Annotated in this window: 17 protein-coding genes; 3 read left to right on the top strand and 14 right to left on the bottom strand. The window is 63.2% G+C overall.

The window, feature by feature from the left end:
• Positions 1-61 precede the first annotated feature (61 nt).
• The 12 genes from MQW23_RS17335 to ffh form a co-directional block, all read right to left on the bottom strand.
• Positions 62-1,417 (bottom strand): OmpP1/FadL family transporter, encoded by a 1,356-nt coding sequence (locus MQW23_RS17335; RefSeq protein ID WP_252109474.1) that lies wholly within the window; start codon positions 1,415-1,417, stop codon positions 62-64.
• 304 nt (positions 1,418-1,721) lie between these two features.
• Complete coding sequence (locus MQW23_RS17330) at positions 1,722-2,339, bottom strand: YitT family protein (protein ID WP_252109473.1); 618 nt, start codon at positions 2,337-2,339, stop codon at positions 1,722-1,724.
• Positions 2,340-2,380: 41 nt separating this feature from the next.
• Positions 2,381-4,189, bottom strand: a complete 1,809-nt coding sequence (locus MQW23_RS17325; protein ID WP_252109472.1) for a single-stranded-DNA-specific exonuclease RecJ — start codon at positions 4,187-4,189, stop codon at positions 2,381-2,383.
• A complete protein-coding gene (gene thrC / locus MQW23_RS17320; protein WP_252109471.1) occupies positions 4,189-5,583 on the bottom strand; it encodes a threonine synthase in 1,395 nt (464 codons plus the stop codon). The genes MQW23_RS17325 and thrC overlap by 1 nt, the downstream gene beginning before the upstream one ends.
• A 6-nt stretch (positions 5,584-5,589) precedes the next feature.
• Positions 5,590-6,906 carry a homoserine dehydrogenase gene (locus MQW23_RS17315; RefSeq protein WP_252109470.1) on the bottom strand — a complete coding sequence of 439 codons (1,317 nt, stop codon included), beginning with the start codon at positions 6,904-6,906 and terminating at the stop codon, positions 5,590-5,592.
• Between the two features lie 92 nt (positions 6,907-6,998).
• On the bottom strand, positions 6,999-7,760 hold the full coding sequence (locus MQW23_RS17310) for a DsbC family protein (protein ID WP_252109469.1): 762 nt from the start codon (positions 7,758-7,760) through the stop codon (positions 6,999-7,001).
• 5 nt (positions 7,761-7,765) lie between these two features.
• Entirely contained in the window at positions 7,766-8,647 is an 882-nt protein-coding gene (gene xerD / locus MQW23_RS17305) for a site-specific tyrosine recombinase XerD (protein ID WP_252109468.1), read from the bottom strand.
• A 96-nt stretch (positions 8,648-8,743) separates the two neighbouring features.
• A complete protein-coding gene (gene rplS / locus MQW23_RS17300; RefSeq protein WP_252109467.1) occupies positions 8,744-9,100 on the bottom strand; it encodes a 50S ribosomal protein L19 in 357 nt (118 codons plus the stop codon).
• Between the two features lie 137 nt (positions 9,101-9,237).
• A complete protein-coding gene (gene trmD / locus MQW23_RS17295; RefSeq protein WP_252109588.1) occupies positions 9,238-9,999 on the bottom strand; it encodes a tRNA (guanosine(37)-N1)-methyltransferase TrmD in 762 nt (253 codons plus the stop codon).
• A gap of 59 nt (positions 10,000-10,058) precedes the next feature.
• A complete protein-coding gene (gene rimM, locus MQW23_RS17290; RefSeq protein ID WP_252109466.1) occupies positions 10,059-10,601 on the bottom strand; it encodes a ribosome maturation factor RimM in 543 nt (180 codons plus the stop codon).
• Positions 10,602-10,685: 84 nt separating this feature from the next.
• A complete protein-coding gene (gene rpsP, locus MQW23_RS17285) occupies positions 10,686-10,934 on the bottom strand; it encodes a 30S ribosomal protein S16 (RefSeq protein WP_007111767.1) in 249 nt (82 codons plus the stop codon).
• Between the two features lie 322 nt (positions 10,935-11,256).
• A complete protein-coding gene (gene ffh / locus MQW23_RS17280; protein WP_252109465.1) occupies positions 11,257-12,675 on the bottom strand; it encodes a signal recognition particle protein in 1,419 nt (472 codons plus the stop codon).
• Between the two features lie 267 nt (positions 12,676-12,942).
• Here ffh and MQW23_RS17275 point away from each other — a divergent pair, with 267 nt between their 5' ends.
• Both MQW23_RS17275 and MQW23_RS17270 read left to right on the top strand, forming a co-directional pair.
• Positions 12,943-13,740: a cytochrome C assembly family protein gene (locus MQW23_RS17275; RefSeq protein WP_252109464.1), complete on the top strand. Its 798-nt coding sequence runs from the start codon at positions 12,943-12,945 to the stop codon at positions 13,738-13,740.
• 77 nt (positions 13,741-13,817) lie between these two features.
• Entirely contained in the window at positions 13,818-15,092 is a 1,275-nt protein-coding gene (locus MQW23_RS17270) for an HlyC/CorC family transporter (RefSeq protein WP_252109463.1), read from the top strand.
• A 26-nt stretch (positions 15,093-15,118) separates the two neighbouring features.
• On the opposite strand, the gene MQW23_RS17265 is transcribed toward MQW23_RS17270, so the two are convergent.
• Both MQW23_RS17265 and MQW23_RS17260 read right to left on the bottom strand, forming a co-directional pair.
• On the bottom strand, positions 15,119-15,817 hold the full coding sequence (locus MQW23_RS17265) for a 1-acyl-sn-glycerol-3-phosphate acyltransferase (protein WP_252109462.1): 699 nt from the start codon (positions 15,815-15,817) through the stop codon (positions 15,119-15,121).
• Positions 15,814-16,443 (bottom strand): TetR/AcrR family transcriptional regulator, encoded by a 630-nt coding sequence (locus tag MQW23_RS17260; protein ID WP_252109461.1) that lies wholly within the window; start codon positions 16,441-16,443, stop codon positions 15,814-15,816. The genes MQW23_RS17265 and MQW23_RS17260 overlap by 4 nt, the downstream gene beginning before the upstream one ends.
• A 179-nt stretch (positions 16,444-16,622) precedes the next feature.
• Here MQW23_RS17260 and MQW23_RS17255 point away from each other — a divergent pair, with 179 nt between their 5' ends.
• Positions 16,623-17,300, top strand: coding sequence for an SOS response-associated peptidase (locus tag MQW23_RS17255; protein ID WP_252109460.1), 678 nt, complete (start codon positions 16,623-16,625; stop codon positions 17,298-17,300).
• The last annotated feature ends 23 nt before the right edge of the window (positions 17,301-17,323 follow it).

Raw genomic sequence — 17,323 nt, 5'->3', positions numbered from 1 at the left:
TGCCCGGACACGCAAAAACCCGGCCGGAGCCGGGTTTTTGGTAGACGGGTATGAACCGCGCTTAGAAGCGGTAGGTCAGCTGCGCGCCAAAGCCGTGCGCTTCGTTTTTGTAGTCCGCCGAGTAGGTCGCCCCGCCCACCGGAACACCGCCCGTCGCCGGGCTTGCCAGCAGATCCTGACGCGACTGCTCGACAGAAGTGCCGCGCTCGGTCAGGTACGAGTAGGCCACGTCCAGCGTCAAATCGGGAATCGGCGTCCAGCCCGCGCCGAGGGAGAAGATGCGCCGGTCGTCAGATGGAATACGTACGCTTCTGAACTCGTCGTTGGTCGGCGTGAAGTCGAGCGTTACCCCGGCGCGCAGCGCAAGCTCGGGCGTGAGCTGGTACTCACCACCGGTGGCGAAGGCCCAAGAGTTGGAGTAGTCCTGCTGCTCCTGAGTGATCACACCGCCGCCGGTGCCGGTGACGCGAATTTCATCGAACTGGCTCCAGCGCACCCAAGAGGCGCCGAACATCAGCTTCAACCGATCGCTCATCTGCTGGGTCAGCGAGAAGTTGACCGTCTCCGGCGTGGTCAAATCGAGCGAGGCGTTGTCGTCGGCACGCACCACGTTGCCCAGCGGGTCGGTCGCGGAGAAATCGCCTTCCAGGGTGTAGTCGACCTTGGAGCGGTAGGTCAGACCAAAGGTGGTCTCCGGTACCGGCTGGTAGATCACGCCGAGGTTGTAACCCCAGGCCTCGTCGTCGCCTTCGACGCGGGAGTCGATATCGGTGGCGGCGCTGAATGCCGTGCCGGAAGGCAGCTGGCGCCTGAGCTCGCCGTCGACCTTGTTATAGGTGACGCCCGCGCCCACCGACCACTGGTCGTTGAAGCGGTAGGAGACCGTTGGCTGCGCCGACTGCACGACCACTTCGGTGTAGTCGCCGAAGTATCGGCCCTGAAAGGAGCCTTCGTACTCGGTCTTGGAGCCAAACGGGGCGTAGACGCCGAAGCCGAACGCCAGCCGCTCGTTGACCGGGTGTGCGTAGAACGCGAACGGCACCAGCGTGCCGGGCACCATGTCGCCTTCGTTGGTACCGGGAATTCCCCCCACCGGCACCTGAACGCCGTTAGGCGCGCCGCCGGTCGCCAGGCCCGAGTCCAGCGTGCGGCTGGCCTGAACGTTGCTGATGTCGGTTTTCGGGTTCAGGTAGGTGCCACCGGCGGTGATCTGCGCGCGGTCAAGAAACGACATGCCCGCCGGGTTGCCGTAAACGATGGTGGCATCGTTGACGTTAGAGCTGCGCCCGGCGTGGCCGTAGCCCTGGCCGCTGACGCTCTGCTCGTTGATTTGATAGCCGCCGGCGTTGGCCTGGCTTGCGAAGGCCGCCGCCGCAACGGCGGACACCAGCGCGAGTTTTTTGACGTTGTTATGCATAGTGAGCCTCGTTTTCGAATGATCCGGCAGGCACTACGACTCGCCCACCTTATTATTTTGTCCCAGTGATTAGTTTTCGCCCAATGCGGGCGCGGGTTCAAGAGGCAAACGCTCGTTTTATTTGTTTTCAGGGCTATCCATTAGTCGTACGAGCGTTTTAATACGCGTTAAACGGCTTTTCTCAAACTCGCGGGCACGGCTTTAGTGCCGCCATGAAAACACAGCGCAGCGTTGAAAGGACTGGGGGAAATCGCCGCTTGTGGGGCTAAAGTTTTGGCCCGCCGGCACGAGAGGCAGGCGCGGTCTAGCTCACCCCGATATAGCGCCCGGGCTTGTGGTTGAGCGCGATGATGAGATTGAGCGTCAGCGCGCCAAGCACCGAGTAGGCCACGCGATCCAGCGGTAGCTGGGTGAGCGCGACGAGCAGAATCACACCGTCGATGCCCAGCTGGACGTAGCCCGCCCGAAAACCGTGGCGCTGCTGCAGGTAAAGCGCGAGGATGTTGATACCGCCCAGGCTCGTGCGGTGGCGAAAGAGCATTAGCATGCCGATGCCCATCAGCGCCCCGCCCATGAGCGCGGCGTAAAGCGTGGGCACGCTCTCGAAAACCACCCAGCCCCCGGTCAGCTCGGAGAAAAGCGACACCAGACCAATGGCGATGAAAGTACGCAGGGTAAAACTCCAGCCCATGCGCTTGATCGCCAGGTAGTAAAACGGCAGGTTGATGGCGAAAAACCAGGCGCCGAAGCCCCAGCCGGTCATGTAGTTCAGCAGCAGCGCCAGCCCCGCAGTGCTGCCGGTGAGCAGTACCGCATGGGTATAAAACGTCACCCCCAGCGCCACGAACAGCGTGCCCAATAGCATCGCGATGGCGTCTTCGACCAACGTGTGCGGGTCCTGGGGCAGGTCTTCCACGCGCATCAGTGCGTCCCTTTCATTGCTTGATGGATACCGCCAGAGGCTTAGACGATCTCGGCGTGCTCGACCATCAGCTGCAGCGACTCGCGCCCGCGCCAGCGGTTACGGTTGAGTTTGAACGCGCAGGTCAGCGTGTCGCCGACGCCGAAGGCGGGCAGCTCCCCGGGGGTGAGCGCGCGAAACCAGATCGCCTTGCAGGTCACAGGGCCGCTGGAGAGCTCCAGCATCAGGTGCACGCCGTCGCCGCCCACCGGGCGCAGCGACTCGACGATGAAGTCGCCCTGAAACAGCGGCGCCTCGAACTCGCGGCCGAACGGGCCCAGCGCGTCGATTTCGCCAAGCGTGGCCAGGGAGAGCTGGCCAGCGTCGAGCGTGCCGTCGGTGTAAAGCTGCGGCGTGCGCGGCTCGCTTCCGAGCTGCTCGGTCACGGCCTGCAGAAACGCCGCCTTGAACGCCTCGCGCTGCTCCAACGCAAGCCCCACACCCGCCGCGCCGCAGTGCCCGCCAAAGCGCGGCAGCGCTTCGGGGGCAAGCTCGAAGGTGCGCTGCAGGGCGTCACGCAGGTGAAGCCCGTCGATGGAGCGCCCGGAGCCGGTGAGCATGTTAGGCGCGGCGGCTTTGGTCAGCACCACCGCTGGGCGCCCGTACGCCTGCACCAGGCGGGAGGCGACGATGCCCTGAACGCCAGCGTGGCCGTCTTCGAGAAACACCACTACGGCGGGCTCCCCGGCTTCGATCGCCGGTAGTGCCAAGCGCTTGGCCTCTTCGGCCATGTCCGCTTCGATCGCCTTGCGCGACTGGTTATCCTGATCCAGCACCTCGAGCTGGCGATTGGCTACCGCGTCGCTTTCGGCCAACATGTAGTGAAGCGCGGCGTAGGGGTCGTCGAGGCGCGAGCGGGCGTTGATGCGCGGGCCTATCTGAAAGGCCAGCGTCTCGGCGTTGAACGGCACGCTGTCCGCCCCGAGCCGCGCCGCCATGGCCCGCCAGCAGGCAGCGTCCATCCGGTTGATAAGGGTTAGTCCGTAGCTCACCACCGCGCGGTTGGCAGGGCTTGCTCCGAGCGAGACGCAGTCGGCAACGGTTCCCAGCGCAACAAACGAGAGCCAGGGCGAGAGCTTTGGCGTGGCCTCATTCAAAACGCCCCACTCGATGAGCACGCCCCGGGTCAGCGACATCATAAGCCACGCCACCATGCAGCCAGCGATGGTCTTGTCCGGGTAGTCACAGTCTTCGCGCGTCGGGTTGATACAGGCGTAGGCCGATGCCGGCGGCCCGGCTTGGGGCAGCGCGTGGTGATCGCTCACCACGACATCGATGCCCACCTCCTTCAAGCGCGCTATACGCGGCTCATCACTACTTCCGCAGTCGGCGGTGATCACCACGCTCGGGCGCGGTGAAAGCGCCAGCGTGCGCTCGACCAGCGGCAGGCTGATGCCGTAGCCGTCGTTGATGCGGTGACCAATCAGGCTGTGAAGCCGCTTTTCCGGTACGCCGAAAAGCTCCACCAGCGTGCGCCGAATCACCACGTGAGAGGTAATGCCATCCACGTCGTAGTCGGTCAGAATGCCGATCGACTCGCCTTCGGCAACGGCTTTGGCGATACGCTCGGCGCCGCGCCGCCCATCGGCCAGTTTCTCCGGGTGTGCCAGGTAGCGAAGGCTTGGCGCAACCAGCGGCGTGAGCGGCTCGGTATAGCCCGGCAGGCGCGAGGCCAGAAGCCTGGACTGCAGCTCGGAAAGGCCCTCTTTTTGCGCGCGATCGTATACCGCCTCGTCCACTGGACGAGGCGTCAGACGGGGCCGGCTGGCGTTTTGCGCAAGCGTCGCGGTGGGAGCGCTCAAGTCGGTCATCAGTGCTTACGGCGGTGATCGACCACGAACTGCTGCACGCTTTCGAGCTCGGCCGGCAGCACCGCGTAGCGCTCTTCGCGCTCGAGCAGATCGTCCATGTGGGTGGGCAGCGGCACGCCCTGAAAGCCCGCCTTGACCACGGCGTCGGCAAACTTGGCCGGGTGGGCGGTGGCCAGCGTCACCACCGGCGTGGTTTGATCAATACGGGCGCGCTCGGCGGCGCGGTAGCCGGTCGCGGTGTGCGGGTCGAGCATTTCGCCGGTGCGGTGATGCGCCTCGCGGATCACTTCCAGAATGGTCGCATCGTCCACGCTGTGGCTGGCGAACTTCTCACGCAGCCGCGCAAGCGGGGCCTCGGCGAGCGCCGTTGGCTCCTGCTGGAAGTGCTCGAGCAGTGCCGCGACCGCCTTGCCGTCGCGCTCGTAGGCGTCGAACAACAGCCGCTCGAAGTTCGACGAGACGACGATATCCATCGACGGCGCGAGCGTCGCTTCGAGCTCCTTTTTGGAGAAGTCGTTGGCGGCCAGCGTGCGGTGCAGGATGTCGTTGGCGTTGGTGGCGATGATGAACTGCTTCACCGGCAGGCCCATCTTGAACGCCGTGTAGCCGGCGTAAACGTTGCCAAAGTTCGCCGAGGGCACGCAGAAGCTCACCTCGCGATGCGGCGCGCCGAGCGCAACGCCGGCGGCCACGTAGTAGACGATCTGGGCCATGATGCGCGCCCAGTTGATCGAGTTGACCGCGACCAGCCGGGTGCCCTGCAAAAAGTGCTGATCGGCGAAGCTCGCCTTGACCATCGCTTGGGCGTCGTCGAAATTGCCTTCGATGGCGATATTGAAGACGTTGTCGGCCAACACCGAGGTCATCTGGCGGCGCTGCACTTCCGAGACGCGCTGGTGCGGGTGCAGGATGAAGATATCCAGGTTGTCGCAGTGGCGACACCCTTCGATGGCCGCTGAACCGGTGTCGCCGGAGGTCGCGCCCATGATTACCGCGCGCTCGCCACGCTTTTTCAAAAAGTGATCGAGCAGACGACCCAACAGCTGCAGCGCGACGTCCTTGAAGGCGAGCGTCGGTCCGTGGAACTGCTCGAGCAGAAAGTGGTTGGCGTCGAGCTGCTTGAGCGGCACCACCGCGTCGTGGCTGAAGGTGGCGTAGGCCTCCTCCACCAGACGTTTGAAGGTGTCATCATCGATCTCACCGCCCACAAACGGCTTCATGACGCGAAAGGCGATCTCGGCATAAGAGAGCCCGGCCATCGCCTCAAACTCCTCATGCGAAAACGTGGGCAGCGTTTCCGGCACGTAGAGCCCGCCGTCGCTGGCCATGCCGGTCAGCACCACTTCCTCGAACGAGAGCGCGGGGGCTTGGCCCCGCGTGCTGATATAGCGCATGTCGGGTTACTCCCCTTCGTCCAGGCTCTCGACGCGGATACGCGTGACCGGGCCTGCGATATCGGCCATCGCTTCGATTTCGCGAATTGCCTCGTTCATCTGCTTCTCCTTGGTGCGGTGGGTCAGCAGGATGATCGGGACGAGTTCGCCTTCCGTCGCCTCTTTCTGGATCAGCGCTTCGATGGAGATGCCCTGCTCGGCCAGAATGGTGGCGACCCGTGCCAGTACACCGGGGCGGTCCACCGCCAGAAGGCGCAGGTAGTAGGCCGTGGTGATCTCCTCCATCGGCATGATGGGCAGATCGTTGATATCGTCTTCGATGCCGCTGAAGGCAAGATATGGGACGCGGTAGTGGTGGTCGGTGGTGATGTCGCGGGCGACATCGAGGATATCTGCGACCACCGCCGAGGCGGTCGGCTCGGCGCCGGCGCCGGCGCCGTAGTAGAGCGTCGGGCCGACCGCATCGCCCATTACGGCGATGGCATTCTTGACGCCGTGCACGTTGGCGAGCAGGCGCTCCTTGGGAATCAGCGTCGGGTGAACGCGAAGCTCAAGGCCTTTTTCGGTGCGCTTGCAGATCCCTAAGTGCTTGATGATGTAGCCCAGGTTGTCCGCCTGCTCGACATCTTCGGCGGTGATGCGCGCGATGCCCTCGGTGAAGGCTTTCTCGAACTGCAGCGGCACGCCGAAGGCAATGGACGCCAGAATGGTCAGCTTGTGAGCGGCGTCGATGCCTTCCACATCAAACGTCGGGTCGGCTTCGGCGTAACCCAGCGCCTGGGCTTCGGCGAGCACATCCTCGAACGCCCGGCCTTCGTCGCGCATGTGGGTCAGAATGTAGTTGCCGGTGCCGTTGATGATGCCCGCCACCCAGTCGATACGGTTGGCGCCTAGGCCCTCGCGCAGCGACTTGATGACCGGGATACCGCCGGCCACCGCCGCTTCGAAGGCCACGATAACGCCTTTTTCATGGGCGGCGCGGAAAATTTCGTTGCCGTGCACGGCGATCAGCGCCTTGTTGGCGGTGACCACGTGCTTGCCGTTTTCGATGGCGGTGAGCACTAATTCGCGGGCGACGTCGTAGCCGCCGACCAGCTCGACGAGCACGTCGACGTTGGGGTTGGTCGCCACTTCGAACACGTCGGTGGTGGCGTCAATGCCGGTAATGTCGCAGTCGGGATGAATGCTGCGATGGGCGACCTGCTCGATCACGATCGGGCGGCCGGCGCGACGAGCGATATCGTCCGCGTTGCGCATCAATACGTTGAACGTGCCGCCACCGACGGTTCCCAAACCACAAATGCCTACTCTTACCGGTTTCAAAATACATCCCCTCTAGCTTCGCACCCAAGGTGCGGCGTCTTGATAGTTGAGTTTGGCGTGCGCCACCCGTGGCGGCATTTTAATCTTTTACGTCAGTCGTCCAAGCCTAACATGCCGACCAGCCGATCCGGCGGAACAAATCCCGGCACCAGTTGCCCATCGGGCAAAATAATCGCCGGCGTGCCGGTGACGCCGAGCTCCATGCCGAGCTGGTACTGATCCGCCACCGGATTGTCGCAGATCTCGCCGCTCACGCTTTCACGGCTCTGGGCGCGGGTCATCGCCTCGCTGCGATTATCCGAGCACCAGGCGCGCTCCAGCGTTCTGGCAGCGTCGCTGTCCATACCCGCCCGCGGAAAGGCCAGATAGTGTACCGCGATGCCGCGCTCGTTGAGCTCCGGCACGCTTTCGTGCAGGCGCTCGCAGTAGGGGCAGGTCGGGTCGGTGAAGACCACCACGGTCGCGCGGGGCTCGTCCACGCCGCGGTAAACGAAGCGCTCGGACGCCGGCATCGCGTCGAGTGCGGCCATGCGCTGCTGGTTTTTAGCCTGCTCGGTCAGATTCACCAGGCCCTGCTCGGTGTTCTGATAGAGATCGCCCACCAGAAAGTAGCTACCGTCTTCGTTGGCGTAGAAGGACTCACCGTTTTCCAGCCGCACGTGATAGATACCCGCCATGGGCGTTTCGAGTACTTCTTCGACGGGCATCGGCTGGCCGTTGACCTCGAGCGACTCGGCCAGGCGCTCGGCGTCGGCCTGGGCTGCGGCGGGCAACAGCGCCGCGCCCGCTAGCAAGAACGGGGCAAGCCGTGAGCGCGCCTCGGCGCGTGATAATAACGTCGTGCGTTGACGCATGGTATTCAACCTCGTGGATGATGATCGGCGTGCAGCTGCTCCAGGCGCGCCTGGGCAACGTGCGTGTAAATTTGCGTCGTGGACAGGTCGCTATGCCCAAGAAGCAGCTGTACGACCCGCAAATTGGCCCCATGATTCAATAAATGCGTCGCAAACGCGTGGCGCAGCGTATGCGGCGATAAAGATCGGGTGATATTGGCCGTGACGGCGTGAATTTTAATCCGATGCCAGAAGGTTTGTCGCGTCATGGCGTTACCACCGCGCCCGGGAAAAAGCGCCGGGCGGGTTACGTCCGCCATCAGCGCGGGCCGGCCCCGCGCCAGATACTCCTCGAGCCACCCAACCGCCTCGTCGCCCATCGGCACCAGCCGGTCCTTATCGCCCTTGCCGCGCACCCGCACCACACCCTGGCGCAGGTTCACCGCGTCACTGGAAAGCCCGACGAGCTCCGAGACGCGCAGCCCGCAGGCGTACAAAAGCTCGAGCATGGCGCGGTCGCGAAGCCCGAGCGCGGTGGCGGTGTCCGGCGCGAGCAGCAGCCGGTCGACCTCCTCCTCTTCGAGCGTATTAGGCAGGCTCGGGCGCACCCGGGGCAGCACCACCTCCACTAGCGGGTCGTGGTCAATGTGGCCACCAAGCTGCGCCCAACGGTAGAAGCTTCGAAGCGACGACAAGAGCCGTGCGTTGCTTCGAAGCTGATAGCCCGCTTGCTGGCGCTGCTCGATCCAGACGGCAAAGCGCGCCGGGCCTGGCGCCAGCAGGGTCTCGTCGAAGCGCGCAAGATACGCCTGCCAGGCGATCAGATCGCGCCGGTAGGCCGACAGCGTATGCTCGCTTGCGCCCTGCTCGAGCCACAGGGCATCCAAAAAGACATCGATGTCGTTCAAGGGCAGGCTCCCGGCGCGCGACCAATAAAAAACCCCGCCCCGCAAAGCGGAGACGGGGTGTATCCGGGCGCAGACGTGCCCGTGAAAAAGCCGCGATTACGCCAGCTTTTCCTTGATACGGGCCGACTTACCGCTGCGCTCACGCAGGTAGTAGAGTTTGGCCTGACGAACGTCACCGCGACGCTTGACTTCGATGGAATCGACCAGCGGGCTGTAGGTCTGGAAGGTACGCTCGACGCCAACACCGTGAGAGATTTTACGCACGGTGAACGCGGAGTTCAGGCCACGGTTACGCTTGCCGATGACCACACCTTCGAAGGCCTGCAGACGCTCGCGGGTGCCTTCCTTGACCTTGACCTGAACGACGATGGTGTCGCCCGGTGCAAAGCCCGGAATTTCCTTGCCCATCTGCTCATTTTCGATCGCCTGGATCACCTTGTTCTTGCTGCTCATGTCTTACTCCTGAATAACGTAATGGCTTGCCACGCAGTTGTGGAAGGGGCAAACCGTGATCCCGGCGCTCGAAACGAGCTACGCGGGAGTCGTTATGGGTGACGCAGGTGCGTTACGCCCTGCACCGCCGCCCTGGCCTACCCGTGGGGCAGGGCGTTTTCTTCGATGAACTCGTCAAGCAGACGTTGCTGCTCGGCGCTCAAGGTACGTCCGGCCAATAAATCGGGCCGGCGCTGCCAGGTGCGCCCAAGCGACTGCTTCAACCGCCAGCGCTTGATAGCGCCGTGATGGCCGCTTAGCAGCACATCCGGCACCCGCTTCCCGTCGATCACTTCCGGACGGGTGTAGTGCGGGCAGTCCAACAGACCGTCGTTGAACGAGTCCTCGATGGCGGAGTCCTGATGCCCGAGCACGCCGGGAATCAGCCTTGCCGCTGCGTCGATCAGTACCATGGCCGGCAGCTCACCGCCGCTCAGTACATAGTCGCCGATCGACCACTCTTCGTCGATGTCACTTTCCACCACCCGCTCGTCGATACCTTCGTAGCGCCCGGCCACCACGACCAGCGGGCCGCTTTGCGCCAGCGCCTCGACGCCTGGCTGATCGAGCTTGCGCCCCTGAGGCGAAAGATAGATCACCTTCGGCGTTTGCCCCGTCGATGCAAGCCCTTGAGCTTTTGCATCGGCGATCGACGCGCGTAGCGTATCGACTTTCATCAGCATCCCGGGGCCGCCGCCGTAAGGCCGGTCGTCCACGCTGCGATGTTTGTCGGTGGCGTAGTCGCGCGGGTTCCAGAACCTGAGTTCGATCTGGCGCCGCTCGACAGCCCGGCCCACGACCCCTTGGCCGGTGAGTGCATCGAACATCTCGGGAAAAAGCGATACCACGCCAAACCACAGGGCGGGTGCTTGTTCACCGCGTTCGCTTTCAAAGGGCGCGTCTTGAGGCGTTTGATCGCTCAAAATTCGCTGTCCCAGTCGACGACCATCCGGCCTTCGACGAGGTCGATATCGAGCACCACGTCATCGGGCAGATACGGCAGCAGCCGCTCGCGCTTATCGATGGCCTCGCTATCGCCGCGGACGACGATGACATCGTTGGCGCCGGTTTCGAACAGATAGCTGATCTGCCCCAAGCGCTCACCTGACCGAGTAAAGACGTTCAAACCTTCGAGCTCGTGCCAGTAGTACTCATCATCAGCCAGTGTCGGCAGCACGCTCTTGGGCAGCAGGATCTCGGCCTGGGCCAGCGCTTCGGCGGCCGTTCGGTCGTTGACACCCTCAAGCTGCACCACCAGCGCCTTGCCTTGCTGGCGACCCTGAATGACCGGCATCCGCGTCAGGGTATCCCCTTGGCGAACCCACCAATCCGGGTACTGCAGGATACTGTCGATAGGACTTGTGTAGGAGTATACCTTGAGCCAACCCTTCACCCCGTGGGGGCTGGTCAGCTTGCCGAGCACCACGTGCTCGTCTGTCTGGCCGGCGTCTAAACGCGTCATTGGCCCGTGCTCCTACAGTGCATTACCACAAAACCGCCATCCTACGATCCGCATCCAGTGTTCGTCATCGACGAACGTTCAGACTTACGCCTGCTTGCGTGCTTCTTTTACCAGCTCGGCAACGCGACCAGAGAGCTGTGCGCCCTGGCTCTGCCAATGCACGACGCGGTCCAGATCGACGCGCAGACGCTCTTCCTGACCACGGGCTACCGGGTTGAAGAAGCCGATACGCTCGATGAAACGGCCATCACGGGCGTTACGCGAGTCGGTGACGGTGAGATGGTAAAAGGGACGCTTCTTGGCGCCACCACGGGCCAAACGAATGGTAACCATACGATAACTATCCTTCGGTTGAGGTTACGAGAGTGGAGCATGGCGACATCGCCATCAGAACACTCATCATGCTGTTTTCCGGTACATTTGCCGGTACAACTTCCGCGATACAGCGCGCCTGGCGATACCGCCTGCAGGCCGTTTTGTACCTTTTTTCACGCCCAGGCCACAGGTTCAAACGGCGCATTCGACGCCCCGCTTGCCAACACCCACGCATGAAGAGGCCGCATTCTACGCAAATGCGGCCTGCTTGGAAAGCCTGACAGCCAGAAAACTCCTAGGGCGTCAATCGGGTCAGGCTTTCACGTTCCACGTTTTTTGCCTAGCGCCAGGGCATGCCGCCGGGGCCGCCCATGCCGCCCATACCACCGGGGCCGCCGGGCCCGCTCGGGCCACCGCCGCCCATCATGCCGGACATGCCGCGCATCATCTTTTGCATGCCGCCCTTCTTGCCGGCTTTCTTCATCATCTTCTGCATCTGCTTGTGCTGTTTGAGCAGACGGTTCAGCGCCGGCACGTCCAGCCCCGCCCCGGCGGCGATGCGGCGCTTGCGCGAGCCGTTGATGATGTCCGGCGAGCGGCGCTCTTTCGGCGTCATGGAGTTGATCAGCGCTTCGAGCTTGCCCATCTCCTTTTCCGGCCCCGGGCCCTGGGCCATTTCGGCCATTTGGCCCATGCCGGGAAGCTTGCCGAGAAGCCCGCCCATGCCGCCCATCTTCTTGAGCTGCTGGAGCTGTTCACGGAAGTCCTCGAGATCGAAGCCGTCGCCCTTTTTCACCTTCTTGGCAAGCTGGGCGGCCTTGTCCTTGTCGACGGTGCGCTCGGCTTCCTCGATCAGCGAGAGCATGTCGCCCATGCCGAGGATGCGCGAGGCGACGCGGTCCGGGTGGAACGGCTCCAGGGCGTCGACCTTCTCGCCTACACCCATGAACTTGATCGGCTTGCCGGTGATGTGGCGCACGGACAGCGCCGCACCGCCGCGGGCGTCGCCGTCAGCCTTGGTCAGGATCACGCCGGTCAGCGGCAGCGCTTCGTGGAACGCCTTGGCGGTGTTGACCGCGTCCTGACCAGTCATGGCGTCGACGACGAACAGCGTCTCGCTCGGCGTGATCGCTTTGTGCAGCGCCTGGATCTCCGCCATCATCGCTTCGTCGATGGCCAGGCGACCGGCGGTATCCACCAGCACCACATCGTGGAACTGGATTTTGGCGTGCTTGATCGCGGCGTTGGCGATATCGACCGGCTTTTGATCAGAGCTCGACGGGAAGAAGTCGACCTCGACCTCTTTGGCCAGCGTTTCGAGCTGATCGATCGCCGCCGGGCGGTAAACGTCCGCCGACACCACCAGCACCTTCTTCTTCTCGCGCTCGCGCAGATAGCGGGCGAGCTTGGCCACCGAGGTGGTTTTACCCGCGCCCTGCAAACCGGCCATCAGCACGACCGACGGCGAGCCCTTGAGCGACAGGCCTTCGTTGGCCTCGCCCATGATCGCCTCGAGCTCCTGCTGGACGATCTTGACGAACTGCTGACCCGGCGAAAGGCTTTTGGAGACTTCCTGGCCGACGGCGCGCTCGCGCACGCGCTCGATGAACGCCTTTACGACGGGGAGCGCCACGTCCGCCTCGAGCAGCGCCTTGCGCACCTCGCGAAGCGTCTCCTTGATGTTGTCATCGGTCAGGCGCGCCTGACCCTTGATCGACTTCAGCGTCTGGGAAAGACGCTCGCTCAAATTCTGGAACATGGGGCCTCTGCCTTTATCGCTGTCGCCGGGCGTAGACGCCGCCGGACGTGTGTTGGCTCGATTATACGCGCTCAGCGCGCGAGTCTCTATGGCTCTTCGCCTTGCGCTGCTGTGCGACGCTTTACGATTGGTTATAGTAGACGCTAGTCTCTAGGCTCCTTGGTCGCTCGTGACCATTGCTCATGACTATGTTTTCGACCACGTTCACGACCACGTTATCGCGTCGTTTCATCATCACTTATGCGCGACATGCGCACGGATAGCATCATGCAGGCGCTGCCTTTCGCGACCATCGCTTTCGTACTCTATATTGCCGCGGCCACCTGGCAGGGCATGACGCTGGTTCGCCGCGTGCCGCCGCGCCGGGGCATGGTGCGCCTTCTGGGCGCTATCGGGCTATTGCTGCACATCCCCGTGGTGGTGATGCTGCTGGGGGAAACCCCGGGGCTTTTGCCAGGCTTTACCACCAGCGTCACGCTGTTGATGGCGGTAGCGGTAAACGTGGTGCTGATTGCCAGTCTCTTCAAGCCGGTATTGAACGCCAGTATTGCACTGTTTCCACTGGCCGGGGTGGCGCTGATCTTCGCCACCTGGCTACCCAACCAGGGCAGCCACACCGGGCTAACGCCGGGCATTTTGCTCCACGCGGCAAGCTCGGCGCTGGCGTTTGCGGTACTCGCCATCGCCGCGGTGCAGGCGGTGCTGGTCGGGCTTCAAAACCAGGCGCTCCGGCATCATCACATTCGCGGTATCGTTCAGTCGCTGCCGCCGCTGACCACCATGGAGCGCGTGCTTTTCGAGCTGATCTGGGCTGGCGTGCTGCTCTTGACGCTGTCGATCGCCAGCGGCCTGATCTTTCTGGACAACTTCTTCGCCCAGCACCTGATGCACAAAACGGTGCTGTCGATCGCGGCCTGGGTGATCTTCACGACCCTTTTAATCGGGCGCCACCGCTTTGGCTGGCGCGGCATGCGCGCCGTGCGCTGGACGCTGGGCGGCTGCCTGCTGCTGGTACTGGCCTATTTTGGCAGTAAATTCGTGCTGGAAATCATTCTCGCGCGCTAGTGCCGACGGGGGTGCGCTTGACAGCCACCCCCCATCCTTTTACAACGAGTTTGATACGCCACAAAGGAACATTCGACTTGAGCGACGATTTCCCATTGGGATTACTGTTTGGCCTTTTAGCCATACTGATACTGCTATCCGCCTTCTTCTCGAGTTCTGAAACGGGCATGATGTCGATCAACCGCTATCGGCTCAGCCACCAGGCCGGCAGCGGCGACCGCCGCGCCAAGCGGGTCATGCGCCTTCTGACTCGCCCGGACCGGCTGATCGGCGTCATCCTGATCGGTAACAACTTCGTCAACAACCTGGCCGCCTCGATCGCCACCATCATCGCCATTCACTTCTTCGGCGACGTCTCGGGCCCGGCAATTTCCACCGCGCTTTTGACCATCACCATTTTGATTTTCTCCGAGGTGACGCCCAAAACCTACGCGGCGATCAAACCCGAGCGCATCGCCTACCCCTCCTCGATGGCGCTGGAGCCGCTGTTAAAGCTTCTCTATCCGCTGGTGTGGCTGGTCAACGCGGTATCAAACGGGCTTTTACGGCTAGTGGGCGTCAAGAGCGTTGAAAACGGCGGCGACAGCCTGACTCGCGACGAGCTGCGCACCGTGGTCCATGAGGCGGGCACGCTCATTCCCTATCGCCACCGCGCCATGCTCCTGTCGATTCTCGATCTCGAGAACGTCACGGTGAACGACATCATGGTGCCGCGCCACGAAGTGCTGGGCATCGATCTCGACGACTCGCTGGAGGAGATTCTCGCCCAGATTCGCACCAGCCAGCATACAAGGCTTCCCGTCTACAAGGGCGATATCAACAACATCATCGGCATGCTGCACCTGCGCAACGCCGCGCGCTTTCTCTCCAAAGAGGAAGTGACCAAGGCGGCGGTGGTGCAGGAGGCGCGCGAGCCCTACTTCATTCCGGAATCGACGCCGCTTCACACCCAGCTTCTGAACTTTCAAAAGCAGAAGCGGCGCATCGGCATCGTGGTCGACGAGTACGGCGATGTGGAAGGGCTCGTGACGCTGGAAGACATTCTCGAGGAGATCGTCGGCGAGTTCACCACCGATGTCTCTGAGGATGAGGAGATTCACCAGCAGGACGACGGCAGCCACGTGATCGAAGGCACCGCCAACATTCGCGAGATCAACAAGATGCTCGGCTGGCAGTTGCCCACCGATGGTCCCAAGACGCTCAACGGGCTGATTCTCGAGCACCTGGAGGCGTTTCCGGAAGGGCCTGCGTCGCTACAGATTGGCAGTACGCGCATGGAGATTCTGGAGATTCGCGACAACCTGATTACCTCGGCGCGCTGCTGGCCGCTGATACGCCTGCAGCGGCGTTAGGCTCCCACCGATACGGCTTTCCAGTACTACTTTCGCTGCTGAAGTTTCTTGTCGCCGGCGTGCTCACGCCGGGCGATATCCTGCTCGCCGGCGGCCTTTAGCGCCACGACTCGCGCCTGCAGGTAGTGGCGAAGCGCGGTCTCCTGGGCTTCGTGCGCCATGATCGGCGGGCCGAAGGTGACCTGTACCCGCGCGCGAAAACGCCTCGGCCACTTTTTGAAGGCGGGGCCATCGCAGCGCGACGCCCAGGAGCCCCACAGCCCGGCAAGCCCGGCGGGCACGACCGGCACGTTATCCCGCGACAGCATCGTCTCGAGCCCGCGACGAAACGCCTGAACCTCGCCGTCCGGCGTCAGCCGCCCTTCGGGGAAAATCATCACGACCTCGCCGTCGCGCAACGCCTCGCTTATCTTTCCCAGCGTGCGTCTGAGACCCGCCGGGGTGCGCCGTTCGGACTCGACTGGAATCGCGCCCACCAGCAAAAACCACCACTTGAGCCAGGGTGAGTCATAGATCGGCTGATCCATGACGAAGCGCAGCGGCCGTGGGCTTGCGCCGCCCAGCACCAGCGCATCCATGAAGCTTACGTGATTGCACACCACCAGCGCCGCGCCCCTGGCGGGCAGGTGCTCGCGGCCGTGAATACGCAGCCGATAGCTTGCGCGCATGGCGATATAGATGGCGTGGCGCAGCACAAAGCGCACCGGCTTGACCAGTCGCTTCATGCACCCTGCCCTTGAACGCCACTCCCCTGAGCGCGAAGCCCGGCCAGCACCGTACTCATCAGCTGGTCGAGCAGCTCGTCGACCTTGAGCTGCTGGCCCTGCCAGTAGCCCAGCCGCTCGTTCAGGCCAAGCTGCACTAGCCCGTGCACGCTGCCCCACAGAGTGCGCCCGAGCCGCCGCGCCTCCTGGTCGTCCAGCGCCGGCTGATAGCGGGTGAGCGACGACTCCACCTGGGTAAAGAGCGCTTCGATCAGATCGCTCTGGCGCTGGTCGAGCTCGCCCTCTTCGGCCAAGGGGTAGTCGAACAACAGCTGCCAGCGGTAACAACCCTGCTCGGCGAAGCGCCAATAGGCGTGGGCCAGCGCGCGAAGCCAGGGCTCGGGCTCGTCCTCGGCAAGGCTTTCGATGGTTTGCTGTAACCGCGCCAGGGTCTCGACGTTGACGTGCTGAAGCAAATTGTTAAAGCTGCCGTAAAGCTTGAGCAGCGTACTCGGCGCACATCCCACCTCTCGGGCCAGCGCACGCAGCGATAGGCCGTGCACCGGCCGCGTGGCCAACCACTCATCGCAGGCCTGCATGACCTGCGCATTAAGGGTGTCGGGCGCGTGCTGTCTGGGACGGGCCATGGCGGTCTCTTGAAGTCGGGCAAAAAGGCGAAAGCCTCAGCGCACTTGAGTTTGAGGAAGGGTTAATATAGGACAGGATACCCCACATCGAACACTGTTTTCGATACTATAAGGCGACTTTAAGCGTATTCTTGTCGCCTTTTCGTATAAGTTTTACCCCGGGTGACAAGGAGACCGGCATGACGGGACGCCTACACGTGCAGCGCCTTTCGCTTTCGCGCATGGTGCCATCGCTTGATCAGCACGACGCGTTCATTACCTCGCCCAATCTGGCCCCGCGCCAGCCGATTTCGGCCATCCGCTTGGTTCAAGGCGTTTACCGTCACGAGCCGCTGTTCTGGGGGCTGACGCCGCCCTGGCTCAAGGTGCTCGACCACGCCCCGCACTGCGCCCGGGCGGAGTCGCTCGGCGACCGGCCGATGTTCGAGGAAGCCTTCAACGCCCGGCGCTGCGTCATTCCCGTCACCGGTTTTTACGTGTGGCAACAGCGCCCCGGCGGCAAGCAGCCGTATCTGGTCACCGCTACCGACCGCGCGCCGCTGTTGCTCGGCGCGCTGTGGTGTCGCTACCACACCACGCTCACCGCCTTTACCGACTCCACCGCGCTGATCACCGTGCCCGCCAATGTGTGCCTATCGTCGCTGACCGACCGCCTGCCGCTGGTTATCGACGCTTCCCAACTGGCGACCTGGCTCGACCCCGACAGCCCGCCGGAGACGCTTCAGACGATGATGACCCCGGCGCCGCTGGAACTGTTGGGCGCATTTCCGGTATCAAAACATGTCAACAGTCCCGCCAATCAGTCGGCTGCCTGCGCCCACCCGCAGGGACCCATGCTGCGGTGGAACGCCCCTTAGCCGTATCCCGACAACGGAGTTTC

Origin of the sequence: Halomonas sp. S3-1-1 (assembly GCF_023757625.1) — a bacterium.
Lineage (GTDB): Bacteria > Pseudomonadota > Gammaproteobacteria > Pseudomonadales > Halomonadaceae > Vreelandella.
The sequence above is the reverse complement of the archived record's forward strand: the minus strand, read 5'-3'. Positions and strand labels throughout refer to the sequence as shown.